The 18,198-nt window shown below is 67.9% G+C and carries 11 protein-coding genes; 4 read left to right on the plus strand and 7 right to left on the minus strand.

Features of this window, described 5'->3' with window-relative positions; all coding sequences use genetic code 11:
• Positions 1–216: 216 nt before the first annotated feature.
• The 5 genes from ACGF15_RS04055 to ngcE form a co-directional block, all read right to left on the minus strand.
• On the minus strand, positions 217–1,284 hold the full coding sequence (locus tag ACGF15_RS04055; RefSeq protein ID WP_392796891.1) for a substrate-binding domain-containing protein: 1,068 nt from the start codon (positions 1,282–1,284) through the stop codon (positions 217–219).
• Positions 1,285–1,453: 169 nt separating this feature from the next.
• On the minus strand, positions 1,454–2,662 hold the full coding sequence (locus ACGF15_RS04060; protein ID WP_345609411.1) for an ROK family transcriptional regulator: 1,209 nt from the start codon (positions 2,660–2,662) through the stop codon (positions 1,454–1,456).
• 252 nt (positions 2,663–2,914) lie between these two features.
• Positions 2,915–3,859 (minus strand): carbohydrate ABC transporter permease, encoded by a 945-nt coding sequence (locus tag ACGF15_RS04065; RefSeq protein ID WP_392796841.1) that lies wholly within the window; start codon positions 3,857–3,859, stop codon positions 2,915–2,917.
• 15 nt (positions 3,860–3,874) lie between these two features.
• Positions 3,875–4,807 carry a carbohydrate ABC transporter permease gene (locus tag ACGF15_RS04070; RefSeq protein ID WP_256521888.1) on the minus strand — a complete coding sequence of 311 codons (933 nt, stop codon included), beginning with the start codon at positions 4,805–4,807 and terminating at the stop codon, positions 3,875–3,877.
• Positions 4,808–4,837: 30 nt separating this feature from the next.
• On the minus strand, positions 4,838–6,286 hold the full coding sequence (gene ngcE / locus ACGF15_RS04075) for an N-acetylglucosamine/diacetylchitobiose ABC transporter substrate-binding protein (protein ID WP_392796842.1): 1,449 nt from the start codon (positions 6,284–6,286) through the stop codon (positions 4,838–4,840).
• Between the two features lie 504 nt (positions 6,287–6,790).
• Here ngcE and ACGF15_RS04080 point away from each other — a divergent pair.
• The 3 genes from ACGF15_RS04080 (at position 6,791) to ACGF15_RS04090 (ending at position 11,856) form a co-directional block, all read left to right on the plus strand.
• A complete protein-coding gene (locus ACGF15_RS04080) occupies positions 6,791–10,630 on the plus strand; it encodes a GH92 family glycosyl hydrolase (protein WP_392796843.1) in 3,840 nt (1,279 codons plus the stop codon).
• A gap of 192 nt (positions 10,631–10,822) precedes the next feature.
• Positions 10,823–11,671, plus strand: a complete 849-nt coding sequence (locus ACGF15_RS04085; RefSeq protein WP_362610090.1) for a helix-turn-helix transcriptional regulator — start codon at positions 10,823–10,825, stop codon at positions 11,669–11,671.
• A complete protein-coding gene (locus tag ACGF15_RS04090; protein ID WP_362610088.1) occupies positions 11,650–11,856 on the plus strand; it encodes a DUF397 domain-containing protein in 207 nt (68 codons plus the stop codon). The genes ACGF15_RS04085 and ACGF15_RS04090 overlap by 22 nt, the downstream gene beginning before the upstream one ends.
• Before the next feature lie 325 nt (positions 11,857–12,181).
• Here ACGF15_RS04090 and ACGF15_RS04095 read toward each other — a convergent pair whose 3' ends face one another.
• Complete coding sequence (locus ACGF15_RS04095) at positions 12,182–13,702, minus strand: hypothetical protein (RefSeq protein ID WP_392796844.1); 1,521 nt, start codon at positions 13,700–13,702, stop codon at positions 12,182–12,184.
• 1,175 nt (positions 13,703–14,877) lie between these two features.
• Between ACGF15_RS04095 and ACGF15_RS04100 the strand changes: the two genes are divergently transcribed.
• Positions 14,878–15,966, plus strand: coding sequence for an IS630 family transposase (locus tag ACGF15_RS04100; RefSeq protein WP_392796845.1), 1,089 nt, complete (start codon positions 14,878–14,880; stop codon positions 15,964–15,966).
• Between the two features lie 247 nt (positions 15,967–16,213).
• Here the strand turns inward: ACGF15_RS04100 and ACGF15_RS04105 are convergent, their stop codons facing one another.
• Entirely contained in the window at positions 16,214–18,091 is a 1,878-nt protein-coding gene (locus ACGF15_RS04105; RefSeq protein ID WP_392796846.1) for an FG-GAP-like repeat-containing protein, read from the minus strand.
• Positions 18,092–18,198: the final 107 nt, after the last annotated feature.

Here is an 18,198-nt window from a genome sequence, read left to right on the forward strand (position 1 = left end):
CCGGTGGCACCGGGCGCGGGTGCTTCTTCCGGTGCCCGCCCCGCAGCGGGGGCGGAGGGCGGGGCGGGCACCGGAAGGTTTCTGCGGGACGCTGTCGGTCGTCCCGGCGTGGGTGGAGCCTCCCGTCCCCGGGGGGACGGGGGGCTCCGTGAGCGGCCCTGGGACGCGGCCCGGGGGGGCCGGGTCCCGAGGCTCGGGCGCGTCGGCCCCGCGGGCCTACTTCAGGCCGAGCTCGTCGCACGCCGCCTTGAACTTCGGCGTGCAGATCTCCTGGACGGTGTAGACGCCGTCCTTGATCACGGTGTCCTGGATGTTGTCCTTGGTCAGGGAGACGACGGGGACGAGGACCGAGGGCACGCCCTTGGTGGTCGGGCTGTCGACCTTCGCCTTGGCGATGGCGTCCAGGGACTCGCCCCTGGCCAGCGCCACGGCCATCTCGGCCGCGGTCGCGGCCTCGGGGGCGTAGGGCTTGTAGACGCTCATGAACTGCTCGCCCGCGACGATGCGCTGCACACCGGCGAGTTCGGCGTCCTGGCCGGTGACCGGCGGCAGGGGCGAGACGCCCGCGGCCTTGAGGGCGGTGATGATGCCGCCCGCCATGCCGTCGTTGGCGGAGTAGACGCCGACGATCTTGTCCTTGCCGAGAGCCGAGATCGACGCCTCCATGTTGGCGTTGGCGTTCTCCGGCTTCCACTCCTTGGTGTCGTACTCCTTGCCGACGGTCACCTTGCCGTCGAGCTCGGAGTGCGCGCCCTTCTTGAACAGCGCGGCGTTGGGGTCGGTGACGGCGCCGTTCATCATGACGATCTGGCCGCCCTCGGCCTTGTCGCCCAGGGCCTCCAGCAGGGCCTTGCCCTGGACGCGGCCCACCTCCTCGTTGTCGAAGGAGGTGTAGGCGTCGATCGGGCCCTCGGCGAGGCGGTCGAAGGCCACCACGGGTATGCCCGCGTCCTTGGCCTTCTTCACGCTGCCGGCGATCGCCTTGGCGTCGACCGCGTCCACGATCAGGGCGTCGACCTTGTTGGTGATCATGGTCTCGACCTGCTGCGTCTGCAGCGTGGCGTCCTGCTTGGCGTTGGCGTAGACGACCTTGGCCTTGTTGTTCGTCAGCTCGCTGATCTTCTTCTCGATCAGCGGCTTGTCGAACTTCTCGTAGCGGGCGGTCTGGTTCTCCGGCAGGAGCAGACCGATGGTGAGGTCGTCGCCCTTCTTCTCGGCGGGCTCGGAGGCGTCCGATCCTCCGGCCTGCCCCGCGCTGCCGCAGGCGGCGAGCGAGACGGCCATACCCGTGGCGGCGACAGCAACGGCGGCACGACGCAGATGTGCGTTCACTTTGTAAACCTCCCTGACGTGGCCGCGTCGCTGCGGCCGAGGTGGCGTGAAGTCAACTCGGCCCCGCCGTCGCCGTCAAGGAGTAAATCCTTAACGAGATGACAACGGTGCCATCCGTTATCTAGGTGAACGCAGGTGCGGTGCTCGTCTGAGCACCCTCAGAACCGAGCAGAAGGGTCGAATCGCCCATCTCGCTGAGCACCAGGGCGAGGGCGCCCAGCACCTCGGCCCGTCCTCCGAGCGCGCCGGGAGCCACCGAGAGCCGCCGCGCCGCACTGGGGATGGCATAGCGGGACACGGAGTCGCGGATGGGCCCGAGGACCAGCTCACCGGCCTCCGCGAGGTCGCCGCCGAGCACCACCCGGCTGGGGTTGAGCAGGTTGCACAGGTTGGCGACGCCGCTGCCGACGTGACGGCCCACGTCGGCGACCACACGGCGGCAGCCGGGGTCGCCCTCCCGGGCGAGCTGCACCACGCGCTCCATGGTCAGCTCGCCGCCGTAGCTGGGCTGCAGCAGGGGCAGGACGTACCGGGCCGCGGCGAAGGTCTCCAGGCAGCCCCGGTTGCCGCAGCGGCAGACCGGGCCGGACTCGTCGAGCGTGATGTGCCCGATCTCCCCGGCGGTGCCGCCGGGACCCCGGTAGATCTGCCCGTCTATCACCAGCCCCGCGCCGACGCCGCTGGCCACCTTGATGTAGGCGAGGTCCCGGACCCCCCGCCCGGCGCCCCAGACCATCTCCCCCAGCGCGCCGAGGTTGGCGTCGTTGTCCACGTGCACGGGGACCCCGAGGCGCCCGGAGAGCTCCTCGCTGGGGTTGATGCCGCTCCAGCCCGGCAGGATGGACGTGGAGCCCAGCGTGCCGCTCTCCACGTCGATGGGCCCCGGCACGCCGAGCCCCACCCCCACCACCTTCTCCCGGCTGATCCCGGCCTGCTCGACCAGCCGGTTGACCAGCTCCTCGGCCCGGCCGAAGCCCTGGGCGGACGAGGCGTCCACGTCGAGCGGCTCCGACTCCTCCGCCAGCACCTGGTGGGCCAGGTTCCCGATGGCCACCCGCAAGTGGGTGTGGCCGAAGTCCACCCCGATCACGATGCCCGCGTCCCCGCTGAGGGACACGCTCCGGGCCCGGCGCCCGCCGGCCGAGGTCGGTGTGACCTCGACCGTCCCGCCGTCCTTCAGCTCACGCACGATGTTGGAGACCGTGGCCGCGGAGAGGCCGGTACTCCTGGCGATCTCCGCCTGCGTGAGCGAGCCGGCCATGCGCACCGCGCGCACGACCCGCTCGAGGTTGGCCCGGTGCAGCGATGTCTGCGAACCCGGAGTCTGCATCGACCCATCCACTCCTGCCCCCGGCGGGCGGCACGACCACCGCCCCCGGTCGGGGCCGCGCACGGCAGCCCCGACATCTCTCCAACTTGTGAACTCTGAGTTCAACGCTCGGGGGGTTATTCCGTCAAGACCTTGAGCGGGGTGAGACTCCGATGAGCGCGGGGGCGGAACATGGCGAAACGCCCCGCCGCCCTTGCGGGGCGGCGGGGCGGCGGAGCCCTCGGAACGGTCCGGGACCCGGGCCCGCGGGCGCTACTTGAGGGTGCCCGCGGTCAGGCCCGACTGGACCTGGCGCTGGAAGGACAGGTAGACGACGACCACCGGCAGCATGGCGATCGTCATACCGGCGAAGATCACCGGGAGGTCGCCCTCGTAGCCCTGCTGCTGGTTCAGCAGCACCAGGCCCTGGGTGAGCACGGAGCGGTCCTTGTCGAAGCCGCTCTGCTGCTGCATCAGGGTCATCGGCAGGATGTACTGGTTCCACTGGCCGAGGACGTTGAAGATCCCGACGCTCAGCAGTCCGGGCTTGGCCATGGGGACCATGACCTGGAAGAAGATCCGGGTGTGGGAGGCGCCGTCGATCACCGCCGCCTCGTGGACGGCCGTGGGCAGCGTCCGGAAGAAGGCGTGCATGAAGAAGACCGTGAACGGCAGCGAGTAGGCGACGTACACCAGGATGAGGCCCTGGTACGTGTTGAGCATGCCGAGCATGTCGACGAGGAAGTACAGCGGCACCAGGCCGAGGTAGACGGGGAACATCGCCCCGGCGACGAAGAAGTAGTAGAAGAAGCGGTTGCCGCGGAACTCGTAGCGGGCGAGCACGTAGGCCGCCATCGCGCCGAGCAGCATGGTCAGGGGGATGGAGAACACCAGCACGATCAGCGTGTTGGCGAAGTAGTCGCCGATGCCCTTGTCCCAGGCCCGTCCGAAGGCGTCGAAGTTCCAGTTCGACGGCCAGGACCAGGCGCTGGCACCGATCTCGCTGTCGGTCTTGAAGGAGCCGAGCAGCAGCCAGAACAGCGGCAGCACGATCATCACGGCCCACAGGATCAGGAAGCCGTGCGAGAAGACGTTGAGGACCCTGCCCTCCGTGTCGCCGCGCGGGGCACCGCCGGAGCGGCGCCCCGCGCCCTTGGACGGGAGCGCGACGGGTACGGCGTCCCGGGCTGCGTCGGGGATCAACCGGGTGTTCGACATGGCGTGGTACCCCGATCAGTATTCGATGCGCTCGCGGCGGCTGATCCGCAGCGTGACGAGGGACAGGACCAGCGTGAGTCCGAGGATCACGACTCCCATGGCGCAGGCGTAGCCGCTCTTGCCGAAGGCGAGGAAGTTGCGCATCAGATAGGTCGCCATGACCTCGCTGTTGTGGTCGGGGCCGCCGCCGTAGCTGTTGCCCGGGGTCATGACCGAGATCAGCGCGAAGCAGTCCATGGCCAGGATCGCCAGGTAGACCCAGGCGGTCTGCACCGTGTCCCACAGCAGCGGGAGCGTGACCTTGAAGAAGGTCTGGGTGCGGCTGGAGCCGTCCAGCAGCGCCGCCTCGTAGATCTCCCTGGGGATGGACTGCATGGCCGCCGAGAACAGCACCAGGTAGAAGCCGACCCCCCACCAGAGCAGCACGAAGGCCACGCACCACAGCACGAGGTCGGGTTCGTTGAGCCATTCGATCGGGTGGGCGGGGTCGGAGAGGCCCAGCTTGATGAAGACGCCGTTGATCAGCCCGGCGACGTCACCGCGGTAGATGGCCCGCCAGAGGACGGCGAGGATGGCGATGGACAGCACGTGCGGGACGAAGAAGAGGATCTTGTAGAAGCCGGAGCCCGCCACTCCGCGGACTCCGCCCGATCCGCCGCGCCCTCCCACGTTCACCATGTAGGCGAAGAAGAGGGCGAGCAGGATGGTGGCGACGGGGAGGAAGATCAGGAGCAGGATGTTGTGCCACAGGGCCTTCAGGAACACCGAGTCGGAGAACAGCGCGGTGTAGTTGTCGAAGCCGACGAAACCCATCTCCTGCGACTGGCCCTGCCAGTCGGTGAAGGAGTACCCGAAGGTCTGCAGATACGGCCAGATCATGAAGACCGCGTACAGCGCGACCGGAACGATCAGAAATCCGGTGACGAACCGGTACTTTCCCTGTTGCATGGCACCCTGCCCCTGGTTTCCCGGACTTCGCTACGGACGCTTGTTGTTCTTGCTCTCCGGGTCCTCGGCCGCCTTGTCGACCGCGGCCTGGGCGCGCTTGAGCCATTCGTTCGGCTGAATGCGCTTGGCCATCAGCTCGGCGGAGGCGGTGCGGATGGACTCGTCCATCTCGCTGTACCAGTTGGTGTAGTAGTAGTCGAAGCGCTGGTCCACGGGACACGCCTCAACCGCCTCGATGGCGGACGCGGTGCCCGGCCGCAGCTCGACGCTCCTGTCGACGCCGTCCTGCACGATGGTGAGCGAGTTCGCCTGCTGGGCGAAGGTGGTCGACCATTCCCGGGAGCACATCATCCGCAGGAACTCCAGGCCGCCGGCCTTGTTGCGGGCCTTCTCCGGGACGATGAAGGGCTCGCCCGCGCCCGCGCGGATCGCCTCGAAGGGCAGCTTGCTACCCGGCAGCACCGGCATCGGCAGGAATCTCATGTCGAAGTCCTCCGGGGTCTGCTTGAGCTGCTCGTTCTCCAGCCAGGAACCGGAGGGGATGAAGACGGCCTTGCCTTCGTTCCAGGCGGTCTGGGACTCGATGTGGTCCAGTGAGTTGGTGCCCGGCAGCAGCAGGCCCTTCTCCACGATCTCGTAGACCGCCTCGATGGACTGCTTGGCCGCGGCGCTGCCGGCGAAGGCCTTGGGGTCGAGGTTGTCGATCGCCTTCATGGCGTCCAGGCCGCCGGTCTTGGCGATCAGGTCCATGATCATGACGTTGATGTAGTAGGGGTGCTTGCCCTGGTGGGCGAGACCGCCGATGCCCTGCTTCTTGGCGTCCTGCATGATCGCCAGCAGGGCGTCCCAGGTCTTCGGCACCTCCCAGCCCCTGTCCTGGAACATCTTGCCCGAGTACCAGAGGCCGTAGACGGTGTAGACGTAGTTCAGGGAGTGCATCTTGCCGCCGATGAAGCCCTTCTCGGCGGTCCCGGGCACGAGGATGTCCCTGACCTTCTTCGACGGGTCGTCGGGCGCGGGGGCGTCCAGCAGTTCGGTCAGGTCGGCGAGCTGGCCGTTCTTGTGGAGGACGTCGAGCTTGATCTGCTGGGCGCCGGAGTTGTCCACGACGTCCGGCGGGTTGCCCGCGTTGAAGCGCGGCTGGAGCTTGCCGGTGATCTCCTGGGTGCCCAGGTGGCTGATCTCCGGGCCCCACTTGTCCTTGTAGAGCTTCTCCCACTCGATGGCGTACTGGTCGCCGAAGCCGCCCTTGAAGATGACCACGTCCAGCGTGCCGCCCTTGGCTACGCCGAACGGGTTGTCCTTGGTGACCTCGCCCTTCTGCCTCTCCTGGTCGTCACCGCTGCCGCTGGCGGCACAGGCGGACAGGAATCCCATGGTCGGCACGGCGATCAGGCCGAGGGCGGCCGACCGCTTGATCAGATTGCGGCGGCTGAAACCCTCGCCGTTCGCGCCGTTCGAGGTGGAGGTGGTTCCCATGCTCAAGTCCTCGCCTTCATCCAGGACTCAGGCGGTGTACTGGTCGCCCGTCCTACTCGCCTCAGGCGAAGGGCCCCGCCACCGCGGTCAGTTGCTGCGCGCTCCCGAAGGGAAGCGCGGTGGAGCTCGGATCGTGCTCGGCCGACAGGGGGAGTGCGGGCGGGCACGGGCATCCGTCCGCCTGACCGTGGGCACCACCGCCCCCTGCCCGCAACCTTGTGGAACAGCTTTGCGGACGCCGACAGGTATAGTCCACTTCCCTTCGGGGGAGCAAGATCGAATGCAGCTTTGCACGGCAGTCTTTCCCTAGTTGAGACCTCGCGGACACATCCCCCTCGCGTACACCCTTTAGGGCCCCGCGCGTTTCTGACGGTTCGAAGGATTCCAGCCAATTACCGCCGCCGACCCTCTTGACACCGCACACCGCCCGCCTCCCTACTGGAGCCTGCACTTTCTCGTTGACAACGTTGTCCTACAGACCTTCACCTGGAGGAACGACCCGGGATGCGACCCACACCCCGAGCACGGCGACGAAAACTCCGCGCGGTCACCCTGACGGTGGCCGGATCTCTTCTGGTGCTGACGGCCCACTCCCCCGCTTCCGCCTCCCCCGACCACCCCGACCACCGGCGCGGGGCGGAACGGGAATTCGCCACCTCCTTCGAATCGGACGAGACACCACCGGACTGGCGCCATTCCGTCGAGCTCGGCGCCGACGGAAAGAAGCGGTCCTCGGGTGTCGACGGCGGATTCGCCACCGGAATCCCCGGGAACGTGACCGACCGGGTGACCGGGGTGCGGGCCAGCGGCGAGAACGCCGGCGCCGGTGAGACGAAGGAGAACCTGGTCGACCTCACGCCCTCCAGCAAGTGGCTCACCTTCGCGCGCACGGCCTGGCTGGAGTTCGACACCGACACCCCGGTGAAGCTCGCCGCCTACGCCCTGACCTCGGCGAACGACCACGCCCCTCGCGACCCCCGCGACTGGACCCTCAAGGGCTCGGCGGACGGAACCGACTGGACCGTCCTCGACACCCGCACGGACGAGGCCTTCGGCGAGCGCCTGAGCACCCGGACCTTCCCGGTGGGCGATCCCGCCGAGGTCACCGCCTACGCCCACTACCGGCTGGAGATCACCGCGAACGCCGGAGCCGGGGACGCCACCCAGCTGGCCGACGTCCAGTTCTCCGACGGTGACACCTCGGCCCCCGTCCCCGAGGACATGCGCTCCCACGTGACCCGGGGCCCCGGCGGCTCGCCGACCGCCAAGTCCGGTGCGGGCTTCACCGGCACCCGCGCCCTGCGCTACGCGGGCAGCCACTCGGCCGGGGGACGGGGGTACTCCTACAACCGGGTCCTCGACGTCGACGTGGCGGTGGAGCGCACCACCCGCCTGTCGTACAAGGTCTTCCCCGCCATGACCGGGACCGATCTGTCGTACCCGGCCACCCATGTCGCCGTCGACCTCGCGTTCACGGACGGCACGTACCTGAGCGACCTGGGCGCACGCGACTCCCACGGGGGCGCCCTCACCCCGGCGGGCCAGGGCGCCGCCAAGCGGCTGTACGCCGACCAGTGGAACGCGGTGGCCTCCGGCATCGGCACCGTGGCCGCCGGGAAGACCGTCGACCGCATCCTCGTCGCCTATGACGCACCCTCGGGTCCCGCGCGCTTCCAGGGCTGGATCGACGACATCGTGCTGCGGCCCGAGACTCCGCCGGAGCCCCCGTCGCACCCGGCCGACTACGCCTCGACGACCCGCGGCACGAACTCCAGCGGCTCCTACTCCCGCGGCAACACCTTCCCCGCCACGGCCGTCCCGCACGGCTTCACCTTCTGGACCCCCGTCACCAACGCGGCGTCCAGGAGCTGGATCTACGAGTACGCGCGCGGGAACAACGCGGACAACCTCCCGACGCTCCAGGCCCTGAGCGCGAGCCACCAGCCCAGTCCGTGGATGGGCGACCGGGGGACCTTCCAGGTGATGCCCTCGGCGGCCGCCGGCACCCCGGACACCTCGCGCACCGCCCGGGCGCTGCCCTTCCGGCACGAGAACGAGACCGCCCGCCCGCACTACTACGGCGTCACCTTCGAGAACGGGCTCCGCGCGGAGATCGCACCGGCCGACCACGCGGCGATGATGCGCTTCACCTACCCGGGCGACGACGCCTCGGTGGTCTTCGACAACGTCACCCCGGAGGGCGGCCTGACCCTCGACCCGGACGGCCGCTCCTTCTCCGGCTACTCCGACGTCAGGAGCGGTCTGTCGGCCGGGGCGACGCGGATGTTCGTCCACGGGGTCTTCGACGCCCCGGTGACCGAGGCGGAGGCCGACGGCGTCCGCGGCAGGGTGCGCCTCGACGCGGGCCGCGACCGCACCGTGCACCTGCGGATCGCCACCTCGCTGATCGGCGTCGACCAGGCACGCAGGAACCTGGCCCAGGAGATCCCGGCCGGCAGCCGCTTCGAGGGCGTCCGGGACGCGGCGCGCGCCGCCTGGGACCGCATCCTCGGCCGGGTCGAGGTGGAGGGCGCCACGCGCGACCAGCTCACGACCCTCTACTCCAGCCTCTACCGCCTCTACCTGTACCCGAACGCGGGCCACGAGAACACCGGCACCCGCTCACGCCCGGTGTACCGGTACGCGAGCCCCTTCTCCCCCGCCGCCGGGCCCCACACGCCCACCCGGACCGGCGCGAAGATCGTCGACGGGAAGGTCCACGTCAACAACGGCTTCTGGGACACCTACCGGACGACCTGGCCCGCCTACTCCCTCCTCACCCCGGACACGGCGGGCGAGCTGGTGGACGGCTTCGTGCAGCAGTACAAGGACGGCGGCTGGATCTCCCGGTGGTCCTCCCCCGGCTACGCGGACCTGATGACCGGCACCAGCTCCGACATCGCCTTCGCGGACGCCTACGTCAAGGGAGTCCGCTTCGACGCCGAGGCCGCCTACGAGGCCGCACTGAAGAACGCCACGGTCGTCCCCCCGTCCTCCGGCGTGGGACGCAAGGGCATGGAGACCTCCCCGTTCACCGGCTACGCCTCCACCGCGACGCACGAGGGGCTCTCCTGGTCGCTGGAGGGCTACCTCAACGACTACGGCCTGGCCCGGATGGCCGAGACGCTGCACCGGCGCACGGGCGAGGACCGCTACCGCGAGGAGGCCGCGTACTTCCGCAACCGCGCACGCGCCTACGTGCTGCTCTTCGACCGGGACGCGGGCTTCTTCCAGGGCCGCACCCCCGGGGGCGGCTGGAGGGTGCCCTCGGACCGGTACGACCCCCGGGTCTGGGGCTACGACTACACCGAGACCAACGGCTGGGGGTACGCCTTCACCGCCCCGCAGGACAGCCGGGGGCTGGCCAACCTCTACGGCGGCCGCGCGGCCCTCGGCGGGAAGCTCGACACCTACTTCTCCACCCCCGAGACGGCCTCCCCCGAGTTCGCCGGGTCCTACGGCGGGGTGATCCACGAGATGACCGAGGCGCGCGACGTGCGGATGGGCATGTACGGGCACTCCAACCAGGTGGCCCATCACGCCGCCTACATGTACAACGCGGCCTCCCAGCCGTGGAAGACGCAGGAGAAGGTGCGCGAGGTGCTGTCGCGCCTCTACGTCGGCAGCGAGATCGGGCAGGGCTACCACGGCGACGAGGACAACGGCGAGCAGTCGGCCTGGTACCTGTTCTCGGCGCTCGGGTTCTACCCGCTGGTGATGGGCAGCGGCGAGTACGCCATCGGCTCCCCGCTGTTCACCAAGGCGACCGTGAGACTCGGCAACGGCCGGAAACTGGTCGTGAAGGCGCCGGACAACAGCGCGGAGAACATCTACGTGCAGGGCGTGAAGCTCAACGGCCGGACCTGGACCTCCACCGCGCTGCCGCACCGCGCGATCGCCCGGGGCGGCACGATCGAGTTCGCCATGGGGCCGCGGCCCTCGGCGTGGGGGACGGGGGAGGACGCGGCGCCCGTCTCCCTCACCCGGGACGACCGGGTGCCCGAGCCCCGGCGCGACCTGGCCGAGCGGACGGGGCCGCTCACCGACGACACCTCCGCCACCGGCGCGGAGTTCACCACGCTCGACCTGGACGTCGCGGAGGGCTCCCGCGCCGTCCAGTACACGCTGACCTCGGCGGAACGGGGCGAGGCACCGAGCCGGTGGACCCTTGAGGGGTCGGCCGACGGTGAGCGCTGGGTCCGCCTCGACGCGCGGTCCAAGGAGCACTTCTCCTGGGACCGGCAGACGCGGGTGTTCACGGTGGCCCGGCCCGGCCCCTACGCGCACTACCGCCTGGTCGCGGACGGGCCCGGGAGGCTGGCGGAGGTCGAGCTCCTGGGCTGAGCAGGAACGCCACGGCGCCCGGCGCCCGGTCCCGGTCCACGACCCGGGCCGGGACGCCGGGACGCACAGCACCGCCACGGAAGCCGCACCCCCAGCGGGGGGGTGCGGCTTCCTCACGCGCATGTCCCCCACACGGGTCACAGCCGCCCGTTCCCCGGTCCGCACCGCGACCGGCCTCCTACCCTGGCAGACGTGCCACAGCCCAAGGATCTCGACCCGTACAGCGACGCCCGGGCGTTCTACGGCGCGGAGCTGCGCCGACTGCGCGAACACGCGGGCCTGACACAGGAACAGCTCGGGGAGCGGGTGTTCTGCTCGGGAACGTACATCGGCATGTTCGAGTCGGCCGACAGACGCCCGCAGCAGGACCTGTCCCGGATACTGGACGACCTGTTCGACAGCGGCGAACACCTCCAGCGGCTCTGCCGGTTGGCCCGCACCTCGAAGGTCGCGGACTACTTCGCGGACGCGGCCGACCTGGAGCGCCGGGCAAGGACGATCAGCGAGTACGCACCCGTGCTGGTGCCGGGGCTGCTCCAGACGGAGGACTACGCCCGGGCGATCACGCGCACCACGATGCGCTTCAGCTCCCCGGAGCGGGTGGAGGACCTGGTACGGGGCAGGATGGAGCGCCAGGGCGTTCTGGAGGGCCCCGCTCATCCTCTGCTGTGGGCCATCATCCACGAGTCAGCGCTCCGGCCCCCGCTGGGCGGCCGTGCGGCCATGAGCGAACAACTGCTGCACATCGCGGAGCTGGCCGAGCGCACACACGTCGTCGTGCAGATCCTCACCTACGAATCGATGGCGGAGGCCTTCATCGAAACGATGCTGTCGCTGATGTCGTTCGAGGAGGAGCCCGCGGTCGTGTACCTGGAGGGCGGGGGCAGCGGCCGGCTGATCGACGATCCTGCTCTGGTCGAGCGCCATATGAGGTCCTACGATCTCGTCAGGGCCGCTGCGCTCTCCCCCGCGGCGTCCGTGACCATGCTGCGCTCGCTAGCGAAGGACTTCGCCACGCCATGTCCACCACCCTCGACCTGAGTCGCCTCCCGTGGCGCGCCTCCTCGTACAGCGACGGCTCGGGCGGAAGTTGCGTCCAGGTCGCGCACGGGCTGCCCGGTGTGCTGCCCGTGCGCGACAGCAAGGTGCCCGAGGGAGCGGTGCTGGTGTTCCCGGCCGCGAGCTGGACGGTCTTCGTGGACGCCCTGCGGGCCGGGGTCCTCTGATCCGGCGGTGCACCGGGAGCACCGCCATGGACGCGGATGGGGCCGCATCCCGTAGCGCCGGGATGCGGCCCCTCACCTCGTGGCGGTGCGTCAGCCACGGATCAGGTTCCGCAGCAAACCACCTCAGCCCCCGACCAGCTCACCCAACTACCCGACCCTGGCTGACCAGGGGATCCCTTGTCCCTTCGACAGCACCTCAACGCCCGGAGGAGTGGAATCCAGCGTCAGCCCGAGGTGACACTCGGGCCGCCGCCTGCCCGCCATCAGCCACTGAAAGCCGAACGGTCCACCGACTCCGTCGGCGGACCGTCACGAAACCTTGAGGCTAATGGATCTTCTTCAGGGTGACCCTGTCGGCCTTCTTGGTCAGCAGGGTGCCTCCCACACTCATGGAGACGAAGAGGTTGTACCGTCCGGCGGGAAGATCTGATACGTCGACACCATCGCCTGCGGTGGTGAAGTATCCAGCATCGTAGTTACCGAAATCGCCCTGCGGCACGAGACGCCTCACCCGTGTGGCGTTCTTCTTGGCCGCCAGTAGGAACGAGTGGGTCGTGGACCTTCCTTGAAGAACGAGGTAGTAGGCGGCGTGCATTTCGCTCTCGGCGTTGCGTCCCGGCAGGAAGAAGACGCCTTCCGCATGGATCTTCCGGTCCTGCTGCTCTGCCTTCACCAGCGAGAAGACCGTGTTCGCCGAGTCAGCTCCGACGATGTTCCTCTTGACCACTTTCAGACCGGCCCTGCCGCCGCGAAAGATGACCTCCGAGTCACCGAACGGCAGGCGCCGGTCGATCACTTTGGCCGAGGTCAGACGGGTCCTGCGCTCTATACCCTCGGCCTCGCTGGCCACGCAGACCGACACGTCGAAGGTGCCTCGGGGCAGGGAGGTGAAATCGAGGCCACCCTCCGTCGCGAACTCGCCTTCTGCGTACTCACAGAAGTACTCGTCGAAATACTCCCGGTAGAGCTTCTTGCCCGGCCTCGTGTCCAGAGCGTAGACCCACTCCCTCTCCTTCCCCTGCAGGACGAGACACTTGGTCTCCGCGGTCGGCCCTGCAGGCGATACTCCCGGCAGGAAGGCGTGGCCCTTCAGGTGCAGCTTGCCATCGAGGCGCACGGCACCGGTGAGGGCGGCTGCGACAGTGTCACGACGACGAAGCTCGGCGAGGTACTCGGTGGCCTTGTCCGGGTCCTGCGAACCAGCGCCGATCCGGACTTCTCCGATGCGGGGCGTGAACCCTTCCGACAGAGCGTGGACGATGCTCCAGACCGACGGCAGTGCCTGCCGCGTGACTTGGTAGTGCTCCTGGACTGTGGGCGAGTCCAGGAACAGGAAGTTGAAATTCTCGTATGCCCGGAGCCCGGGCAGGTAGTGCTTCACTTCCTGGTCGTACTGGTAGTCGTTGGGAGACGAGATGAGGTAGATGTTCCGCTTGAAGTCCACCTCCTTGTCGAGGAGGTCCTTCATCACGGAGTCCATGATGGCGACACTCTCGTCTGACTGCCCCTCGCCGAGGACGGCATCGCCGAGCTGGCCATGCCCCTTGGAATAGCTCCCCAGGAAGTACTGCGGTGTTGAGGAGACGATGTTCTTGTATTCGTACTTCAGGCCGTAGTAGAGCGCGGCGGCGCCACCCTTGGAAGTTCCCAGGAGGGTCACCTCGTCCTTTGTCAACCCCAGGCGTCGTATATGATCTTCTATGAGCTCCTGGATAGACTCGGAGACACTGAAGTCCATGTCGCGAGCCACATAGTATGAGGCTCCGCCATCGAAGTGGTCCCGAATTCGCAGGACATTACATAGAACGCCGTCGAGCGCAGCGCCGAACCCGTACTTGCTATCCACGGAAGAGAACACTACGAGCAGGTGCCGATGGTCACCGTGAGCAGGGCGGAACTGGAATTGTACAGGCCATTTCCCGTACACCTCCACACACTCCTTGGCGACACGAGATCTTTCCGTCACGTAATTGGGCGACAGGGGAGGAAGTACATTGGTCATCAGGACGTGAAGACTCTCTGGCCGACTGTTGGGGCGGGGGACATCGACTCAGTATACGAAGCCGCCGTCTGATGGCCGTCTAGAAGTAAGGGGCCGTTGGCGCTGTGTGAGTTCACTTGCAGTGTACGCACTCTTCAGCAAGTGACACCGAGCACCCCGGGCGCAGCAGAGCCTCAGCCGGTGCCTGAGCGCTCACGAGACGATGCCTGGCAGCCCGGTAAGCATGCTGACAGTTTCAGTGGCCAGGCGCAACCGCGAGGAATCCGAGACGCGCTGCGACGCGGGCATGGCTGGGGAGCGCCCTCAATCGCCTGAACAGGCAGCTGATGGCTGCAACCGAGGGCCCGGCAACTATATGCCACTTTATCCGATTCATGGTGCACTTACGACCAACGGCGGAGAGACGATTTACCGTTACCTGCCAGAATTCAGTGCGTTTTCGCCACTACGGGCAGAACTGCTTCTGCTGCCCCTTTGGCATGACTGCCGCATCATGAGGGCGTGAGCGAGAACGGCAGGGCGACGCCCTCGCACCGGCCGACAGCAAGCAGACTCCTGGTTCGCCAGTCTGAATTGACTCCATGCAGCTTGGAACACTTCTCGATGCTGCTGCGGTAGCCGCAAATGCGCACAGTTCCCAACCACGTCATGACAGGTCACAACCAGGCCGTAGGCAATCTGGCTTTCGCGGACAGCGAGATAACCATCTCGTCGCCCCCCGTCAGGCGGCTCTGTCGCTTCTTGACCACCTCGGCTCCAACGATCCGTCGCGGTCGCGGGCACGGATATCCCTACCAGCCCGACATCGGTCAGCGCAGCCCTATCTCGGGTGCCGTTGGGGAGTTGCCGCCGTTCTTCCAACAGGGTCGCGTTCGAAATAGTCGAGGTGGTCGGCGATCTCACTCCAGAGCAAACTCCATTAGTCGCTGCGGCAGTTGAGTTGCTGGAGCAGACCGCCCTCGCCGGTCAGCTGCTAGTGTCCTAAATCAGTAGTTCGTTTGTGGCTGTAGGGTTGAGGGATGCCGGGTCCGAAGCCGTTGCCGTTGGAGTTGTCCGACCGCGAACGCGGGGTGCTGCGAGGCTGGTTGCGCAAGCGGACCGCGGGGCAGGCCCTGGTGCTGCGGGCGAGGATCGTGCTGGCGTGCGCCGAGGGGCGCCCGAACTCGCAGGTCGCGCAGGAGCTCGGCATCTCGCGGGAGACAGTGCGCAAGTGGCGGTCCCGGTTCGCCGCCGACCGTCTTGAGGGGCTGGTCGACGCTCCGCGTTCCGGAGCCCCGCGCAGGATCACCGACGAGCAGGTCGAATCCCTGTTCGCCGGCACCCTCTACCAGGCGCCTCCATCGGGGGATTCGCACTGGTCGACGCGGTCGATGGCCCAGGCCGCGGGCATGTCGCAGTCGACGGTCTCCCGGATCTGGCGGGCGTTCGGCCTCAAGCCGCACATCGTGCAGACATGGAAGCTGTCCACCGACCCGCAGTTCGTGACCAAGGTCCGTGACGTGGTCGGCAACTACCTGTCCCCGCCGGAGAACGCCCTGGTCCTGGCAGTGGACGAGAAGTCGCAGATCCAGGCTCTGGATCGCACCCAGCCGGTGCTGCCGCTGGCACCGACGACGCCGGCGCGGATGACGCACGACTACGTCCGGCACGGCACCACAAGCCTGTTCGCCGCCCTGGACATCGCCTCCGGCTCGGTCATAGCCCAGCACTACCGACGCCATCGCCACCAGGAGTTCCTCCGCTTCCTGAAGACCATCGACGACGCCGTACCCAAAGACCTGGACCTGCACCTGGTCTTGGACAACTACGCCACCCACAAGACCGAAGCGGTCAAGAATGAGCTGCTCCGACACCCTCGCTTCCACCTGCACTTCACCCCCACCTCCGCCTCCTGGCTCAACCTCGTCGAGCGCTGGTTCGCCGAGCTGACCTGCCGCAAACTCCGCCGCTCGGCCCACCGCAGCGTCGTCGAGCTGGAGCGGGACATCCGCCGCTGGATCAACGAGTGGAACAAGAACCCCAAGCCGTTCGTGTGGACCAAGACCGCAGACGAGATCCTCGAAACCCTCGCCGCATACTGCACACGAACTACCGACTCGGGACACTAGTCCACCGCCTTCGCTAGCTGTGCCTCCAACAGCTCGGCTGTCTCAGCCTCCGCCACGTTCCCACTGGTCATCGGCGCCTCCTTCGTGATCGGGAGTCACACCGAACGATTTGCGGTCCCTTGGGCCACCCTGACGGGTACGTTCTGCGGGTGCCTCGAACTACGGGGGAGCTTCCAGGCAGTACTGCTGCCTGGAAGCTCCGGTACGTGGTCACGCCCTGGCGGAGGTTGCCGTTGACGGGTGTACGTCAGCTGGTGATGTCAGTGCTGTCCCAGACGCGGTAGGGGTTGTTGAAGCCGGGGCCGGTGCTCGTGAACCGCCACCAGGCGGCGCGGTAGGAGTTGTCGGCCTGCTGCCCGTAGTCGTACAGCACGTGGATGTCGTCCCTGCCGTCACCGTTGAAATCGCCGGTGACGGGCTTGGAACGGTTCCAGTCCCAGGAGCCGTTGCCGGACTCCCACTTGGTGACGGGAGCGTCGAAGCCGTCACCGTTGCTGGTCCACAGCCTCGTCTGGTTGCGTCCGTCGGCGGCCTGGCCGTTGTTGTAGAGAATGCCGATGTCGTCCTTGCCGTCGCCGTTGTAGTCGCCTGCGAACGGCTTGGAGCGGCTCCAGTTCCAGGACGTCGCGCCGGAGTACCACTGCACGACCGGTGCGTCGAACCCGGCACCGTTGCTGCTGAGAGTCCACAGCCGGACCTGGTTGATGCCTTCGGCGTTCTGGCCGTAGTTGTACAGGACCGCGACGTCCGTCCTGCCGTCACCGTTGTAGTCGCCGGACACGGGCAGGGACCGGTTCCAGTCCCACGAGGAGTCGGACGTCCACGTCGCGGCAGGCGCCCCGAACTCCGTGCCGTCGCTGGTGAACGTCCACAGCGTCGTCTTGTTGCGGCCGTCGGCGCCCTGGCCGTTGTTGTAGAAGACGCCGACATCCGTCTTGCCGTCGCCGTTGAAGTCGCCCGCGAACGGCTCGGAACGGTCCCAGTCCCAGGAGAAGGTGGAGTTCCATGCGACGACCGGCTTGTCGAACCCGGTGCCGTTGCTGAGGAAGGTCCACAGCGCGGCCTGCTTCCGGCCGTCGGCCGCAGGAGCCAGCTTGTACAGGACCGCGACGTCGTCCTTGCCGTCGCCGTTCCAGTCACCCGCGACAGCCTTGGACCGCTCCCCGTCCCATGACCCCGAACCCGCAGCCACGTTGTCCCACCCGCGCACCGGGTTGTAGGAACCGGTATCGGTGCTGGTGAACTTCCACAGCGCGGTGTGGTTGGCCCCACTCGAAGTCGGCGCGTACTTGTGCAGCACTGCCGTGTCGGTCTTGCCGTCCCCGTCGAAGTCGCCCGACAGCTCCAGCGAGGCCGCAGCACTCTCGCCCGCCTGACCCCAGCGAGCCCCGGTCGCCATCGCAACCCACGGACCGAGGTCGTCGACGCGGGTGTCGATCGCACCCGTACGGGTCTCACCGGGATCGGTTCCCAGGCAGCCACCCTGCCAGGAACGTGCGTTGACCGCGACGAGTTCGGGAAGGCCGTCGACGGTGCGCAACGCCGGCCCGCCGGCATCGCCCTGGCACACGGTCGCACTGTCGGAGCCGTCGAGGCTCACATCGGTAGAGGTGGTGGAGGTGACGGTGAACGTGCCGGTGTGGAGCTTGCTCGGCACCCATTCCGTCTTGGTACGCCCAAAGCCGGCCTTCGTCAGCCTCTCGCCCTTGGCCGCGGGCGTGGTGGCGAGCTTGACGGGCCTGATGCCCGAATCGGTGACGGCAGCAGCGAGACGGACCAGGACAAGGTCGCGGTCAGGATGAGGGACGAGGCCGACGGCCTCCCGGACACGTCCACCGCTCTGCGTCAGATCGGTCCGACCGACGGTGACCGTGGTGGCCGTCTCCGGCTTGCCGACAGAGGGCTTGCCATCAGCGGAGAAGCAGGTGGCAGCGGTCAACACCCACTCAGGGGCGACCAGGGAGCCTGTGCACGCAGCCTTCTCCCCAATATTGATCTTGGCCAGGAACGTCGGCTCCGCGGCAGCGGTGCCTGTCAGGGCACCGGCATGCGGCGCCGCCGCCAAGGCGACGAGCAAAGCAAGCGCGCCAGAGACCAGAATCGGACGCGGACGATGAGTGGTCATGGAGGGATTCCTTCGAGTGGTAAGTAAGACGCCGATTCCGCTGGTCGGGCGCGAACGCCGGGGAGACCGCCACGCGATCAGTAGGACTCGACGTGTAGGTGCCAGGG

The sequence above is a fragment of the Streptomyces sp. NPDC048001 genome, from assembly GCF_043203115.1.
Taxonomy (GTDB): domain Bacteria; phylum Actinomycetota; class Actinomycetes; order Streptomycetales; family Streptomycetaceae; genus Streptomyces; species Streptomyces sanyensis.

What these genes read in the sequence shown, in the direction of transcription:
- ACGF15_RS04070 (WP_256521888.1), bottom strand. Translation starts at nt 4,807, where the DNA reads ATGCAACAGGGAAAGTACCGGTTCGTCACCGGATTTCTGATCGTTCCG.
- ACGF15_RS04100 (WP_392796845.1), top strand. Translation starts at nt 14,878, where the DNA reads ATGCCGGGTCCGAAGCCGTTGCCGTTGGAGTTGTCCGACCGCGAACGC.
- ACGF15_RS04080 (WP_392796843.1), top strand. Translation starts at nt 6,791, where the DNA reads ATGCGACCCACACCCCGAGCACGGCGACGAAAACTCCGCGCGGTCACC.
- ACGF15_RS04065 (WP_392796841.1), bottom strand. Translation starts at nt 3,859, where the DNA reads ATGTCGAACACCCGGTTGATCCCCGACGCAGCCCGGGACGCCGTACCC.
- ACGF15_RS04060 (WP_345609411.1), bottom strand. Translation starts at nt 2,662, where the DNA reads ATGCAGACTCCGGGTTCGCAGACATCGCTGCACCGGGCCAACCTCGAG.
- ngcE (WP_392796842.1), bottom strand. Translation starts at nt 6,286, where the DNA reads ATGGGAACCACCTCCACCTCGAACGGCGCGAACGGCGAGGGTTTCAGC.
- ACGF15_RS04105 (WP_392796846.1), bottom strand. Translation starts at nt 18,091, where the DNA reads ATGACCACTCATCGTCCGCGTCCGATTCTGGTCTCTGGCGCGCTTGCT.
- ACGF15_RS04090 (WP_362610088.1), top strand. Translation starts at nt 11,650, where the DNA reads ATGTCCACCACCCTCGACCTGAGTCGCCTCCCGTGGCGCGCCTCCTCG.
- ACGF15_RS04055 (WP_392796891.1), bottom strand. Translation starts at nt 1,284, where the DNA reads ATGGCCGTCTCGCTCGCCGCCTGCGGCAGCGCGGGGCAGGCCGGAGGA.